Consider the following 15,008-nt stretch of genomic DNA (forward strand, 5'->3'; position numbering starts at 1 on the left):
CGAAGAAGAGTGCAATGATGCATATGGGGCGGTTCGTCTCGGGCATCGCTGGAGCCGCGGTGCGGCATGGCGCAACGATCTTCGAGAACACGCCGGTCACCGGGCACCGCACGGCTGCGGGCCGGCATGAACTGACGACGCCCGCCGGCATCATCAGCGCCGACAATGTGCTGTTGGCGACGGGCGCCTATACCACCAGTGCCTTTGGCTATTTCCGTCGCCGCATCGTGCCGGTCGGCAGTTTCATCATCGCCACAAGGCCGCTTTCCCAGGCCGAGATCGCGGCAACGGTGCCGGGCAACCGGACCTTCGTCACTTCGATGAATATCGGCAACTACTTTCGCCTGTCGCCGGACAACCGGCTGATCTTCGGTGGGCGGGCGCGATTTTCAGCCACTTCCGATCATAGGTCGGACGAGAAGAGCGGCGCGATCCTGCGCGCCAGCCTGGCGCAGATCTTCCCGCATCTGGCCAAGGTCGAGATCGATTATTGCTGGGGTGGGCTGGTCGACCTGACAAAGGACCGGTTCCCGCGCGCCGGCTTCGCCGATGGTCTCTGGTTTGCCATGGGCTATTCCGGCCATGGCGCGCAGATGTCCACCCATATGGGGATCATCATGGCCGACGCCATCCTGGGAAAGGCCGATCGCAACCCGGTGGCGGGTCTTGCCTGGCCTGCGGTCCCGGCCACTTCGGCAAGCCCTGGGTTTTTTTTTTCTTTTTTTTTTTTTTCTTATTTTTTTTTTTTTTTTGTTTTTTTTTTTTTTTTTTTTTTTTTTTATTTTTTTTTTTTTTGTTTGTTGCGTTTTTTTTGTTTTTTTTTGCTTTTTTTTTTCGTTTTTTTTTTTTTTTTTTTTTTTTTTTTTTTTTTTTTTTATTTTTGTTTTTTTTCTGTTTGGTTTTTTTTGTTTTTTTTTTGTTTTTTATTTTTTTACGCTTTTTTTTTTAGTTTTTATTTCCTTTTTTTTTTTTTTTTTTTTTTTTTTTTTTTATTTGTTTTTTTTTGTTTTTTTTTTTTTTTTTTTTTTTTTTTTTTCTTTTTTTTTTTTTTTTTGTTGTGTTTTTTTAGTCTTTATTTTTTTTGTTTCATTTGTTTTTTTGGTTTTTTTTTTTTGTTTTTTTTTTTTTTTTTTTTCACTATCTTTTGTCTCTTTTGTCTTTTCTTCTGGGTTTTCTTGTCTCTGTTTCTTGTTTTGGTCTGTTTTGTCTTTTCTTCTTGTTCTCCTGCCGATCGTCGGGCTCTACTACAAGGCTCTCGACCGCTTTCAGTAGCGGCCGCGGGCAGGCAGCCGACCTACTAGGCCAGCCCGCCGATGTGGAAGGTCTTCATTTCCAGATATTCCTCGATGCCGCATTGCGCGCCTTCGCGCCCGAGGCCCGACTGCTTGACGCCGCCAAAGGGTGCGACCTCGGTGGAAATCGCGCCGGTGTTCAGCCCCACCATTCCGATTCCAGCGCTTCCGCCACCCGCCATGACCGCTTCAGGCTCTCGGTGTAGAAATAGGCGGCGAGACCGTAGGGAGTGCCGTTGGCAAGCGTGATGGCCTCGGCCTCGGTTTGGAAGCGAAACAGTGGCGCGACCGGGCCAAAGGTTTCCTCGCCGGCCAGAAGCATGTCCGGCGTCGCGTCGCCAAGCACCATCGGTGTCGCATATTGCTTGCCCTCAGGCATGGCGGGGCTCGTCGACAACACGCGGGCGCCTTTGGCCAGTGCGGGTCGCTGACATGCCGGTCGATCTTGTCGATTGCCGCGGCGTTGATCATCGGTCCGATCTCGACGCCGGGTTCGGTGCCTGGCCCCACCTTCATCGCCGAAACCCGCGCGGCGAGCTTGTCTGCGAAGGCGTCGTAGACGCCAGCCTGCACGAGAATGCGGTTTGAGCAGACGCAGGTCTGCCCGCCATTGCGGAACTTCGACACGATGGCGCCCTCGATGGCGAGGTCGAGATCGGCATCATCGAAGACGATGAAGGGCGCGTTGCCGCCGAGTTCGAGGCTGAGGCGCTTGATGCTGTCGGCTGCGCCGCGCATCAGCAGCGATCCGACGCGGGTCGAGCCGGTGAAGGAGATCTTGCGTACTGTTTCGTTGGCCATCAGTTCGGTGCCGATGTCCGCCGGCATGCCGGTGACGATGTTGATGACGCCAGCGGGAATCCCGGCGCGCTCCGCCAGGACGCCGAGCGCCAGCGCCGAGAACGGAGTGAACTCCGATGGCTTGACCACCACGGTGCAGCCCGCGGCCAGGGCAGGGGCAACCTTGCGGGTGATCATGGCATTGGGGAAGTTCCATGGCGTGATGATGGCGCAGACGCCGACCGGCTCCTTCAGCACCACGATGCGCCGATCCGGCGTCGGCGAGGGAATGGTGGTGCCGCCGATCCGTCGAGCTTCCTCCGCGAAACCATTTGACGAAGGAAGCGCCATAACGGATTTCGCCTGCCGCCTCGGCCAGCGGCTTGCCTTGCTCCAGCGTCAGGATGCGGGCGAGATCCTGCACATGCTCGATCATAAGACCGTGCCATGCTTCCAACAGCGCGGCGCGTTCGGCATGGGTCTTCGCACGCCAGGGACCGAAGGCCGCCTGCGCTGCCTTGATCGCCGAACGGGTTTCAGCCCCACTGACATCGGGGGACCGAGCCGATCACTGCCTGGGTGGCGGGATCGCTCACGTCGACGCTGGCGCCCGAGGCCGCGTCTTGCCACGCGCCGGCGATCAGGCATTGCTGCCGGAAGAGCCCCTTGTCCTTCAATTCCTTCATGTCGTTCCCTCCCGGCTCAGGCAAGCGCGGCCAGCACGGCCGTGGTGATCGTCTCCGTCCGGTCCTGGCCCGGCCGCGTGCCGATGCCGCGCGCGGTCGCGGCTTCGATCGCCGCCATAACCTTTGCCGCCGCGCCATGCTCGCCCAGATGGCCGAGCATCATCGCCCCAGACCAGATCGCTGCGATCGGGTTGGCGATGCCGAGATGGGCGATGTCGGGGGCCGAGCCATGAACCGGTTCGAACATCGAAGGCGCGCTGCGATCCGGGTTGATGTTGGCGGAGGCGGCGAAGCCGAGGCCGCCCTGGATCGCCGCACCCAGATCGGTGAGGATGTCGCCGAACAGGTTGGACGCGACAACGACATCGAGGACTGTCGGGCGCCATCACCATCCGCGCGGCCATGGCATCGATATGGTAGCTGGTGACCTGGACGTCGGGATATTCAGGGGCGAGGCGCGCCGTTACTTCGTCCCAGAACACCATCGAGTATTTCTGTGCGTTCGACTTGGTGACCGAAGCGAGTTTTCGTTTCCTCAACCGCGCCTGTTCGAAGCCAAAGCGCAGGATCCGCTCGACGCCGTTGCGGGTGAAGATCGAGGTCTCGACCGCGACTTCATCGCTGGTGCCCTGGTGCACGCGGCCGCCGGCGCCGGAATATTCGCCCTCGGTGTTTTCACGGATGCAAAGTATGTCGAAACTGGCGGCCTTCAGCGGCCCCTCGACCCCGGGCAGCAACCGGTGCGGCCGGATGCTTGAGCAGCGAACCAGGCCGCACCGTGATCGGACTGTCGCCCTTCAGCGCCTTCTTCTGCAGCGCTGCCGGCCAACCGCCGGGCGACTGGCCGAGATCGCCGCGCAGCATCGAGACGACCGAGTCCGGAAAGGCGATATCCCTGGCCGGGTTTTCGACATCGGCAACCGTCAGATCCTGGCTGACCATCATCAATGCCATGTCGCCGACGACCTTGGACGACGGCGTCACCTTGACGATGTCGCCGAACATCAGGTTGACGTCGTGGTAGGTCTGCGCCACCTCGTGCCAGCGTGTCTCGAGCCCGAGCGAGCGCGCCTGCTCCTTGAGATTGGTGAACTGTCCGCCAGGCATTTCGTGCAGGTAGACTTCCGAGGCCGGTCCCTTGAGGTCGCTTTCGAAGGCGGCGTACTGGTTGCGCACCGCTTCCCAGTAGAAGGAGATCTTGCGTATCCATTGCGGGTCGAGGCCCGGGTCGCGCTCGGTGCCTTTCAACGCCTCGACGATCGAACCAAGGCAAGGCTGCGATGTGTTGCCGGAAAAGGCATCCATCGCCGCGTCGATGGCATCGACACCGCTCTCCACCGCCGCCAGCACCGTCGCCGCCGACAGGCCTGACGTGTCGTGGGTGTGAAAATGGATCGGAAGGTCGGTCGCCTCGCGCAGCGCCTTGAACAGAACGCGTGCGGCGGAAGGCTTCAACAGGCCCGCCATGTCCTTGACCGCGATGATGTGGGCGCCGGCCGCCTGCAATTCGCCGGCCAGGCCGACATAGTATTTGAGATCGTATTTGGCTCGCGCCGGGTCGAGTATGTCGCCGGTGTAGCACATCGCCGCTTCGATCAGCTTGCCCTCGGCGCCGACCGCGTCCATCGCGACGCGCATGTTCTCGACCCAGTTCAGGCAGTCGAACACGCGGAACAGGTCGACGCCGCCGCTTGCCGCCTGCTTGACGAAATGCTGCACGACATTGTCGGGATAGTTGGTATAGCCGACGCCGTTGGCACCGCGCAGCAGCATCTGCAGCAACAGATTGGGCGCCGCCTCGCGCACCAGCGACAGCCGCTCCCATGGATCCTCGGTGAGGAAGCGCATGGCAACGTCGAAGGTGGCGCCGCCCCAGCATTCGAGCGACAGAAGCTGCGGCAGGGCGCGCGCATAGGTGCCGGCGATGCCGGCAATGTCATGCGTGCGCACACGCGTCGCCAGCAGCGACTGATGGCCGTCGCGCATCGTCGTATCGGTGACCAGCACTTCCTTCTGCTCGCGCATCCAGGCGGCGAATTTCTCCGGTCCGAGCGCGTCCAGCTTCTGCTTGCTGCCGCCCGGCACGTTGCCGTTGAGGTAGGGCACGATGGGGGCGGCCGCGTCGGCCTTCGGCTCCGGCCGGCTGCGCGTCTCGGGATGGCCGTTGACCGACACGTCGGCAAGATAGTTGATGAGCTTGGTGGCGCGGTCCTGGCGCTTCACCTGCTGGAACAGTTCCGGCGTCGTGTCGATGAATTTGGTCGTATAGGAATTGTCAGCGAAGCTCGGGTGGTTGATGATCGCTTCGAGAAAGGTCAAATTGGTGGCGACGCCGCGGATACGGAACTCGCGCAATGCCCGGTTCATGCGGGCAATGGTCTCGGCCGGCGTCGGCGCCCATGCCGTCACCTTCTCAAGCAGCGGATCGTAGAAGCGGGTGATGACCGCGCCGGAATAGGCGGTGCCGCCGTCGAGGCGGATGCCGAATCCGGTGGCTCCACGATAAGCGGTGATGCGGCCGTAGTCCGGGATGAAATTGTGCTCGGGATCTTCGGTGGTGATGCGGCACTGGAGTGCATGGCCGTTCAGCCGGATGTCTTGCTGCGCCGGCACGCCCGATTCCGGCGTGCCGATGGCAAAGCCGTCGAGGATGTGGATCTGCGCCTTGACGATGTCGATGCCGGTCACCTGCTCGGTGACCGTGTGCTCGACCTGGATGCGCGGATTGACCTCGATGAAATAGAACTTGGCCGTATCGGCATCCTGCAGGAACTCGACCGTGCCGGCACCGATATAGCTGGTCTCGCGCGCGATCTTCAGCGCGTAGCCGCAAAGCTCCTCGCGCTGCGACATCTGGAGATATGGCGCGGGCGCCCGCTCGACGACCTTCTGGTTGCGGCGCTGGATCGAGCAGTCACGCTCGAACAGATGCACCGCATTGCCATGCGTGTCGCCCAGCACCTGCACCTCGACGTGGCGGGCTCGCTCGATCAGCTTTTCAAGATAGACCTCGTCCTTGCCGAAGGCGGCTTTCGCCTCGCGCTTGCCTTCCATGACCTCGCGGGCAAGATCGGCCTCGGAGCGGATGGCGCGCATGCCGCGCCCGCCGCCACCCCACGATGCCTTCAGCATCACCGGATAGCCGATCTCCTTGGCCAGTTTCTTGACCGCTTCCATGTCGTCCGGCAGCGGATCGGTGGCGGGGATCACCGGCACGCCGACCTCGATCGCCAGATTGCGGGCGGCAACCTTGTTGCCGAGCCGGCGCATCGTGTCCGGCTTCGGCCCGATGAAGGTGATGCCGGCGACGGCACAGGCTTCGGCGAATTCGGGGCTTTCCGACAAAAGCCCGTAACCGGGATGGATGGCATCGGCGCCCGAAAGTCTGGCGACGCGGATCACCTCCTCGATCGACAGGTAGCTTTCGATCGGACCCATGTCGCGGGTCAGGTGCGGCCCGCGTCCGACCTGGTAGCTCTCGTCGGCCTTGAAGCGGTGCAACGAATACTTGTCTTCCTCGGCCCAGATCGCCACGGTTTTGAGGCCGAGTTCGTTGGCCGCGCGAAAAACGCGAATGGCGATTTCGGATCGGTTGGCGACGAGGATCTTCGTGATGGCCAAGGACGAACTCCGGACAGTGTCGGGGAGGAAACAGACGCCATGATTAGCGCGAAAATGCTGCAGCGCAAACAAAATTGACGCTGGATTAAACCGATTGAAATGGAATCTTTGCGCCAAACCTGGTCGCATTCGGTCGAACGCGCAAGAAAGCGCCGAAGCTGCCGTTCACGGCACGATCCTTTTCCGGCTAAAGGCCGGGCTGTAGCGGCTTTCCGGACTCATCTGAAAGGGGAGCGCCCAAAAGAAAAATGCCCGGCGCGAGGCGCCGGGCATCCGTAGGTCTAGAGGCCGACAGGCTTACATCTTCTGGATGTAGGTGTACTTGCCGTCGTCGCCCTTCTTCCATTCGTACATGACGTAGCCGGGCAGCGTCGGATCGCCCTTGGCGTCATAGGACAGGTCGCCGAGCACGGTCTTGAACGGGCCGTTTTCATGCAGTGCCTTGGCAACTGCCTGCGGGTCGTTCGACTTGGCGGCCGTCGCTGCTTCCGTAAGCGCCTGCACGGCGGCGTAGGCGTAGAGCGTGTAGGCTTCCGGCTCGAAGCCCTGCGCACGGAACTTCTCGACGAGTTCCTTGTTCGCGGGGATCAGGCGCGGATCCGGGCCGAACGTGTTGAGCGTGCCCGCAACCGCGTCGCCCGCGATCGAAGCCAGCTCGTTCGACACGATGCCGTCACCGGAGATCAGCGTCGCCTTGAGGCCCTGGTCAGCCGCCTGGCGGATGATCAGGCCGGCTTCGGTGTGGAGGCCGCCCCAATAGATGATGGAGACGCCGGCTTCCTTCATCTTGGCGATCAGCGCCGAGAAGTCCTTGTCGCCGACGTTGATACCTTCATACATGACTTCCGTCAGGCCCTTGGCGTTCATTGCCTTCTTGGTTTCGTCGGCAAGACCCTGGCCGTAGGTGGTCTTGTCGTGAACGACGGCGATCTTGGCGTCCTTGAAGTTCGCGGCGAGATAAGCGCCGGCAATGCTACCCTGCTGGTCGTCGCGTCCGCAGGTGCGGAACACGTTCCACAGGCCACGCTCGGTGAACTGCGGGTTGGTGGCCGCCGGGGTGATCTCGACGATGTTGTTTTCCGCATAGACTTCCGATGCCGGGATCGAGACGCCTGAGTTGAAGTGGCCGACCACGAACTTGACGCCGTCGCCGACGAACTTGTTGGCGACCGAGATGCCCTGCTTCGGATCGGAGACGTCGTCACCAACCTCGAGCTTGATCTGCTCGCCGTTGATGCCGCCCTTGGCATTGATGTCGGCGACCGCCGCTTCCGCACCCTTCTGAAGCTGTGCGCCGAAGGCTGCGTTCGGACCAGTGATCGGACCGGCAACGCCGATCAGTACATCAGCCCACGCGTTGCCGCCGAACGCGACCAGCGCGGTCAGGGCGACGGCGGACAAAAGTGACTTTTTCATTTAAACGCTCCCATTTACGGAGTGGGCGTGGATGAAGCTTTCATGCGATGCCCACCCTTATCGCAGAAAGCATAGTTTGCCGATTTTCAGGCACTTGTCACGCCGATTCATCCCCGAAGCGGCGTTAATGGTGAACGTCAACCTTTCGGTTTCCAGCTCAAGATTGAAGCTCTTTCATAGAGCCAATTATACTGCGTCACCATCTGGTTGGTGCGCGTGTATTGATAGCCGACGAAGCCGAGGATCATCAGCACGATGGTGTCGACGACGTAGTAGTGCAGCGAGAACATCGTGCCGCCGAACAGCGCGTGATGGATGAAGCGGATGCCGATGCCGAGGCCCAGCATATAGGCGAACAGCTGGATGAAGCTGCGCCATGTTTGGGCGCTGGCCTTGCCCGTCATCCAGGCCGCCCAACCGCCGAGCAGACAGGTGACGAAGAAGAACTGCCAGATCGACGGCTCCTCGTAGAGAATACCCTGCATGGTGAAGTCTCCTGAGCTCAGTGGTGTCCGCCTTCGAGATAGGCGGCGCGCACTTCCGGATTGGCGAGCAGTTCCTTGCCGGTGCCGCTCATCGTCACGTTGCCGTTGACCATGACATAGCCGCGCGTGGCGAGCTTGAGCGCGCCGAAGGCGTTCTGCTCGACCAGGAACACGGTCAGCCCCTGGGTGCGGTTCAGCTCGCGGATGGCGTCGAAGATCTGCTTGACGACCAGCGGCGCCAGACCCAGCGACGGTTCGTCGAGCAAAAGCAGCTTTGGCCGCGCCATCAGCGCACGTCCGATCGACAGCATCTGCTGCTCGCCACCCGACAGCGTGCCGCCGCGCTGGGCGATACGCTCCTTGAGCCGCGGGAACAGCGTGAACACCTTCTCGACGTCCTCGTCATAGTGCTTGAGGTTGTCGAGGCTGGCGCCCATTTGCAGGTTTTCCATCACCGTCATGCGCGGGAAGATGCGCCGGCCCTCGGGCGATTGGGCGATGCGCATGCGAGCGATCTCATGCGTCGGCATCTGGGTGATGTCGGTGCCGGCGAAGGTGATGGTGCCGGCGCGGGCGCGAGGCGCGCCGAAGATGGTCATCATTAGCGTCGACTTGCCGGCGCCGTTGGCGCCGATCAGGGCCACGATCTCACCCTGGTTGACGGTGACATCGACGCCGTTCAACGCCCGGATGTTACCGTAGTAAGTCTGCACGCCCTTGATATCGAGCAGCGTTGTCCCGGCCATCACTTGCCCCCTCCGCGCTTGCCCGCCACAGGCTTGGCGGCGGCAGTCTTTCCGGAAGCCGTGGTCTTTCCGGAAGCTGCATTTGCAGTCTTTCCGGACGCATGGCTGGTCGCCACCTTGCCCGCATCGACGCGGCGCGAGAATTCCGTGTCCTTGCCCTTGCCGAGCAGCTTGGCCTGCTTGACCCATTCCTCACGAGCGATGCGCCCATCGAAGGCAAGATAGGCTTCGGCAGCCTCGACATCTGATTTTTTCCAAGCGCCGATCTGGTCGAAATGGAAGATGCCGTGCTCGTTGAGCTTCTTCTCGTTGACCGTGCCGATGCCTTTGATACGGGTCAGATTGTCGGCCTTGCCGCCGCGAGGCGCCGCCAGCCTGTTGGAGATTTCCCCAACCTTCACCGCCGGAGCCTTCGCCACCGGAGCCTTGGCTGCCGGCTTTGCCGGTGCGGGCGCCACGGTCGACTTCACCGCCGTTCCGGTTGCCACCTTTGGCGCCGCTTTCGCAGCAGGCTTTGCCTTCGCAGCAGGAGCGGGCTTCGCAGCCGGCACCGCCGCCTGCGAGGCCGTCTTGTTTGCCGCGGCGAGCGATCTTGCGTCGACCTGATCGGCCTTTGACGCGCCCTTCGCCACCGTGACCCGCTCGCCCGAACTGTGGCCGACCGTGTCGGTCACCGGCCCGGCGAGATACGATGACGATGTCCCCGGACCGTGCGCGGCATCAGGCCCCGTATCGAGCTGTTCGATGACGTCTTCGTCGCCGACTTCGGTGAGGACCGCCTCGACTTCCTCGTCGTCCACGCCGAGATAGGCGGCGATGACGCGCGGATCGGTACGCACCGAATGCGGACTGCCGTCCGAGATCTTGCGGCCATATTCCAGCACCACGACATGGTCTGATATCTGCATGACCACCGACATGTCATGCTCGATCAACAGGATCGAGGTGCCCGTGGTGTTCTTGATGTCGATCAGCAGTTCGTTGAGCGACGCCGATTCCTTTGGATTGAGACCGGCCGCCGGCTCGTCCAGGCACAGAAGCTCCGGACCCGTGCACATGGCGCGGGCGATCTCGAGGCGGCGCTGCGCGCCATAGGGCAAGTCACCGGCCGGATCGTCGGCACGATCGACAAGATTGGCCTTCTCCAGCCAGTGCCTGGCGAGGTCGATCGATTCGGCCGAGGCCTTGCGATAGCTCGGGAAGCCGAACAGGCCAAGCACCGTATAGCCCGAGGCCTTCATCAGCTTGTTGTGCTGGGCAACCAGAAGGTTCTCCAGCAGCGTCATGCCCGAGAACAGGCGTATGTTCTGGAAGGTGCGCGCCACCTTGGCGCGCGCCGGGATCTCGTGGTTGGGCAGGCGTTCGAGCAAATAGCTCGAGCCATCGTTCCGGTTGAGCGTGATCATACCTTCCGACGGCTTGTAGAAGCCGGTGATGCAGTTGAACACGGTGGTCTTGCCGGCACCGTTGGGTCCGATCAGCGCGGTGATCTCGCCGCGCTTGGCGGTGAAGGACAGGTCGCCGATGGCGACCAGGCCGCCGAACTTCATCGACAGGTGATCGACCTGCAGGATGGCCTCGTTCATGGGTGTGCTCGCATTCATCAGCCGTGGCCCTCCTTGGTGAAGGAACTGGAGACAGCCCTTCGCTCCTTGAGGAAGGCGGTCGGTTCGCGACTGCCGACGAAGCCGCGCGGCTTCCACAGCATGACGATGACCATGGCCATGCCGAACAGAAGCATGCGGTAGAGTTCAGGGGTGAAGTCCGGCCCGAATATCTGCTTGAGGAAGTCGAGTTCGCGCAGCGCCTCGGTGCCGCCGATCATCACCAGTGCGGCGACCGCTATGCCGACAAGCGAGCCCATGCCGCCGAGAACGACGATCGCCAGGATGATCGCCGATTCCAGGAAGACGAAGGATTCCGGGCTGACAAAGCCTTGACGCGCGGCGAAGAAAGAGCCGGCGAAGCCGCCGAACATGGCGCCTGTGGCAAAAGCCGTGAGCTTGGTCGTCGTCGTGTTGATGCCCAGGGACCGGCAGGCGATCTCGTCCTCACGCAAGGCTTCCCAGGCGCGGCCGACCGGCAGGCGGCGCAGCCTGATGGTGACGAAGGCGGTGAGCAGGCACAGGCCCAGGATCAGATAGTAGAGGAAAATCTTGTAGTACGCGCCCGACTGGGCGATGCCCAGCACCTTGGCGATGTAGTTCGGGTCTGACACGTTGAACGACATCAGGCCGAAGAAGCTGACCTTGGGAATGCCGGAAATGCCGGCCGATCCGTTGGTGACCTCGCGCCAGTTGATCAGCACCAGGCGGATGATCTCGCCGAAGGCCAGCGTCACGATCGCCAGATAGTCGCCACGCAGGCGCAGCACGGGGAAGCCGAGCAGCACGCCCCAGAGGGCGGCCATGGCGCCCGCGGCCGGCAACAGGATCCAGAACGACAGGCCGAAATGCGTGGCGAGAAGCGCATACGAATAGGCGCCAAGTGCATAGAAGGCGACGTATCCGAGGTCGAGTAGGCCGGCGAGGCCGACGACGATGTTCAGGCCCCAGGCCAGCATCACATAGATCAGGATCTGGATGCCGAAATTATCGACCCATTTCAGCGAACCCTGCAGCCCTCCGGCAATCGACCAGGCGTTCAGCGACAGCACCGCGACCACGAGGATCGGGTACAGCACCAGCGCTGTGATGCCCAATTTGGTGAAGTTGGCATGGATGAAGGCGCGGAAGTAGTAGATCACGCAAGCCAGCACATAGATGATCGCCAGAGCACGCAGGAATTGCAGATAGCCGGCCGGTTCTGCTCCCACCCATCCGGCGAGAGAATTGTTGAACACGAACAGCAGCACCGCCGCGACAACGGCCCCGATGAACGCCGGCAACTGGAAGAAGCGTGATGCCACGCTGCCCGGCAACAGGCCGGTGGCGACGTCGGCGATCTTCTGGTTGGCCATGAACGGCTGGCCATAGGCGACATAGAGGAAGCGTCCGACGGCTGTGGCGATCACCACGGCGGCGAGCAGGCCCCAGCGCGTCGTCACGACCAGTTCATTGGAGATGTTCTGGCCGGTCTTCAGGCCAATGAACAGCACGAACAGGCCAAGCGAGATGGCGCCTGCGTAGAAGGCCTCGCGCAACGCGCGCTGCACGGGGGTGGCGACGACGTCGCGCTCCGGAGATACGGTGACGGCCATGATCTCAGACCTTTTCGACTTCTGGCCGGCCCAAAATGCCGGAAGGCAGGAAGATCAGCACGATCGCCAGGATCGAGAACGCCGCGACGTCCTTGTAGTCGATCGAGAAATAGGCCGACCACATGCTTTCGATGAAGCCGATCATCAGCCCACCGAGGACTGCGCCCGGCAGTGATCCGATGCCGCCGAGCACCGCAGCGGTGAACGCTTTCACACCCGGCGTGAAGCCGTCGGAGAAGGCGATGACGCCGTAATACATCAGGAACAGAGTGCCGGCGACGGCGGCGAGCGCCGCACCCATGATGAAGGTGATCGAGATCGTGCGATCAACGTCGATGCCGAGCAGCGCCGCCATCTTGCGGTCCTGCTCGCACGCTCTTTGCGCCCGACCCAGCGATGTCCTGTTGACCAGATACCAGAACAGCGCCAGGAGCGCTGCCGTGACGGCGACGATGATGATCTGCTTCAGCGATACGCTGATGCCGTTGATGTTGTAGACCTGGCTGACCATCGGCGGGATCGGCTTGTTGCGCGGCCCCTGGGTCACCTGGACGAAGTTCGACAGCGCGATCGACATGCCGATCGCGGTGATCAGCGGCGCCAGCCGGAACGAACCGCGCAGCGGCCGGTAGGCCACCTTCTCGATCGTCCAGTTGTAGAGGCTGGTAAGCAGCATCGCCACGATCATCATGACCAGCAGCGCGACGACGACGGGCACCGAATAGAACAGCGCGCCGAGGACGAGGAAAACGATCAGCGCCGTGAAGGCGCCTACCATGAAGATGTCGCCATGGGCGAAGTTGATCATGCCGATGATGCCGTAGACCATCGTGTAGCCGATCGCGATCAGCCCATAGATCGATCCCAGCGTCAGCCCATTGATAAGCTGCTGGACAAAGTACTGCATGTGTACATGGCTCCCCTGGAACGTCGCCCATGCAGACGCATTCCTTTTCGTATTTCCCCTAGTCGTAAAGTTTCGAGCCCGGATTGCAACGTCATTTTTCAATCGTCATGCGCGTTTTGCCGACACGCCGTCGGATTGCCCGTTTTCTCCCATCCGGCCCCTGGACTATCGCGGACCCTATCATTGGCATAACGCAATGTCTTTGACGATTCGACCACATCATGCGCCCCGTTTCGAAGAAATCACCGTCAAAATTAGGTGATAAGAGGAATCGTTGCGTTGCTGACAAGACCCGTTTTTCGTTCTGTCGCTTTCCGCAGGGTCAGGTTTCCCATTACCCGACCACAAAAACCTGCGCGAACGGATCGCGGCCGTCGAGGAAGATGGCGTTCAATCCGGTCATCCGCGCCGAACCGCCGATCGAGGGGAGCGATGGCTCACCAGGCCTCAGTAGGCGGATCCGCCATTCTCGCTCAGGACATGCCGCTCGGTGCCATCAAGGGGAGGATTGAATACGCTGACCAGGATCATGTCGCCGGCAGCATCGGCACGCAGATAGTGGTCGTCATGTTCATCGAGCACATAGATCGTGCCTGGCTCGATACGATGCACCTCACCGGACATGTCTTCGACCTCACCAGTGCCGGCGATGCAGTAGCAGGCCTCGAAATGCCGCCGGTAGTGGAGGCGTGATTCGCTGCCTGCACGCACAACGGTATGGCAGACGGTGAACCCCATGCCGTCCTTTTGGGTCAGCAGGCGGTGGCTGGTGCCATTGCCCCAATCCACGAAGAAGTCAGATTTTTCTACATCAGCCAATTGTCTGGTGAACATGATCGCTTTCCCTGCGTACCGTCAAAAGCCCGGAGTCTCCGGTGATGGACCGGGAACAGACCCGAAATCCGACTGCAGAAATGCCGCAAGATAGGAGCGTCTTCAAATGATTGCTTCTCACCCGATATGTTAGTAAATTTTACATATGGAATATGTCCCGCTGAACGCCGTCCGGGCTTTCGAGGCCGCTGCGCGTCATCTCAGTTTCTCCGCTGCCGGCGAGGAGCTGCACGTCACTCACCCGGCCATCAGTCACCAGATAAGGCGACTGGAGGAATGGTTGGGCGTGCCGCTTTTCCACCGTAATGCGCGCAAGGTACGGCTGACGGATGCCGGGGTTATCCTCCAGGCCTCGGCGAGCGGGGCACTTGCCGAACTCGGCGCCACATGCCGGCGCATTCGGCGCAATGCAGCGGTGGCGACCCTATCCGTGGGCTGCATACCTTCCATTGCCAGCCGTTGGCTCGTGCCCCGCCTGCCGGACTTCACCGCCCGCCATCCCGATATCGGCATGCGGGTGGCTTATGCCCGGGCCGAGGAAAGGCTCGGCGATGGCGAGAACGACGTGCTGATCACGCTTGGGGCGGATCCGACGCCCGGCGTCACCAGTCTCAAGCTGTTTTCACGCCTGAACCGGCCGGTGTGCAGCCCCTATTACTTCGCCGGCAAGGGCCATCTGCGAACACCCGCGGGTATAGCAGGCGCGGACCTGCTGCATGACGAGAACCGCCAGGGCTGGCGCGAGTGGTTTTCCGAGGCCGGACTACCCAATTTCGACGTCGGCAACGGACCCGTCTTCGCCGACTTCAACATTCTGGCAACGGCGGTTATCGCCGGCCACGGCGTGGCGCTTTGTCCCGTCGATGTTTTTCGGGACGAACTGAAGCGGGGCGATCTGATTGTTTTGTCACAGGTCGCAACCAACCGCGACAAGGGCTACTTCCTGACGATGTCGGTGGATGCCGCGCCCGCCGCGCTTACCTTCGCCGAATGGTTTCGCCACGAGGTCTCGGTCGATTCCACGGCGGATGATCGGTAGATA

General features: G+C 61.2%; 8 protein-coding genes and 5 pseudogenes. 2 read left to right on the forward strand and 11 right to left on the reverse strand.

The window, feature by feature from the left end; genetic code table 11:
* Window positions 1-706 (forward strand): annotated as a pseudogene (locus tag ACFSOZ_RS15965) (NAD(P)/FAD-dependent oxidoreductase); the annotation flags it as partial.
* A 591-nt stretch (window positions 707-1,297) separates the two neighbouring features.
* Here the strand turns inward: ACFSOZ_RS15965 and ACFSOZ_RS15970 are convergent.
* The 11 genes and pseudogenes from ACFSOZ_RS15970 to ACFSOZ_RS16020 form a co-directional block, all read right to left on the reverse strand.
* A pseudogene (locus tag ACFSOZ_RS15970) lies at window positions 1,298-2,758 on the reverse strand (NAD-dependent succinate-semialdehyde dehydrogenase).
* 16 nt (window positions 2,759-2,774) lie between these two features.
* Window positions 2,775-3,516: pseudogene (locus ACFSOZ_RS15975) on the reverse strand (isocitrate/isopropylmalate family dehydrogenase); the annotation flags it as partial.
* Window positions 3,485-6,379 (reverse strand): annotated as a pseudogene (gene pyc / locus ACFSOZ_RS15980) (pyruvate carboxylase); the annotation flags it as partial. The pseudogenes ACFSOZ_RS15975 and pyc, both read right to left, overlap by 32 nt.
* A 297-nt stretch (window positions 6,380-6,676) precedes the next feature.
* A complete protein-coding gene (locus tag ACFSOZ_RS15985; protein WP_379099812.1) occupies window positions 6,677-7,795 on the reverse strand; it encodes a branched-chain amino acid ABC transporter substrate-binding protein in 1,119 nt (372 codons plus the stop codon).
* A 137-nt stretch (window positions 7,796-7,932) separates the two neighbouring features.
* On the reverse strand, window positions 7,933-8,280 hold the full coding sequence (locus ACFSOZ_RS15990) for a DUF6867 family protein (protein ID WP_379099815.1): 348 nt from the start codon (window positions 8,278-8,280) through the stop codon (window positions 7,933-7,935).
* Window positions 8,281-8,297: 17 nt separating this feature from the next.
* Window positions 8,298-9,026, reverse strand: coding sequence for an ABC transporter ATP-binding protein (locus ACFSOZ_RS15995; RefSeq protein ID WP_379099818.1), 729 nt, complete (start codon window positions 9,024-9,026; stop codon window positions 8,298-8,300).
* Window positions 9,026-10,630 carry an ATP-binding cassette domain-containing protein gene (locus ACFSOZ_RS16000; RefSeq protein ID WP_379099820.1) on the reverse strand — a complete coding sequence of 535 codons (1,605 nt, stop codon included), beginning with the start codon at window positions 10,628-10,630 and terminating at the stop codon, window positions 9,026-9,028. Before ACFSOZ_RS16000 ends, ACFSOZ_RS15995 begins: the two co-directional genes overlap by 1 nt.
* Window positions 10,630-12,225, reverse strand: coding sequence for a high-affinity branched-chain amino acid ABC transporter permease LivM (gene livM, locus ACFSOZ_RS16005; protein ID WP_379099823.1), 1,596 nt, complete (start codon window positions 12,223-12,225; stop codon window positions 10,630-10,632). Before livM ends, ACFSOZ_RS16000 begins: the two co-directional genes overlap by 1 nt.
* 4 nt (window positions 12,226-12,229) lie before the next feature.
* Window positions 12,230-13,132, reverse strand: coding sequence for a branched-chain amino acid ABC transporter permease (locus ACFSOZ_RS16010; RefSeq protein ID WP_379099826.1), 903 nt, complete (start codon window positions 13,130-13,132; stop codon window positions 12,230-12,232).
* A 334-nt stretch (window positions 13,133-13,466) separates the two neighbouring features.
* Window positions 13,467-13,574, reverse strand: a pseudogene (locus tag ACFSOZ_RS16015) (4-hydroxyproline epimerase); the annotation flags it as partial.
* Between the two features lie 5 nt (window positions 13,575-13,579).
* Entirely contained in the window at window positions 13,580-13,966 is a 387-nt protein-coding gene (locus ACFSOZ_RS16020; RefSeq protein WP_379099829.1) for an ectoine synthase, read from the reverse strand.
* A 145-nt stretch (window positions 13,967-14,111) separates the two neighbouring features.
* On the opposite strand from ACFSOZ_RS16020, the gene ACFSOZ_RS16025 reads away from it, so the two are divergent.
* Window positions 14,112-15,005 (forward strand): LysR substrate-binding domain-containing protein, encoded by an 894-nt coding sequence (locus tag ACFSOZ_RS16025; protein WP_379099832.1) that lies wholly within the window; start codon window positions 14,112-14,114, stop codon window positions 15,003-15,005.
* Window positions 15,006-15,008 lie beyond the last annotated feature (3 nt).

This window comes from Mesorhizobium newzealandense (genome assembly GCF_042682145.1).
In the GTDB taxonomy this organism is placed as follows: domain Bacteria; phylum Pseudomonadota; class Alphaproteobacteria; order Rhizobiales; family Rhizobiaceae; genus Mesorhizobium; species Mesorhizobium newzealandense.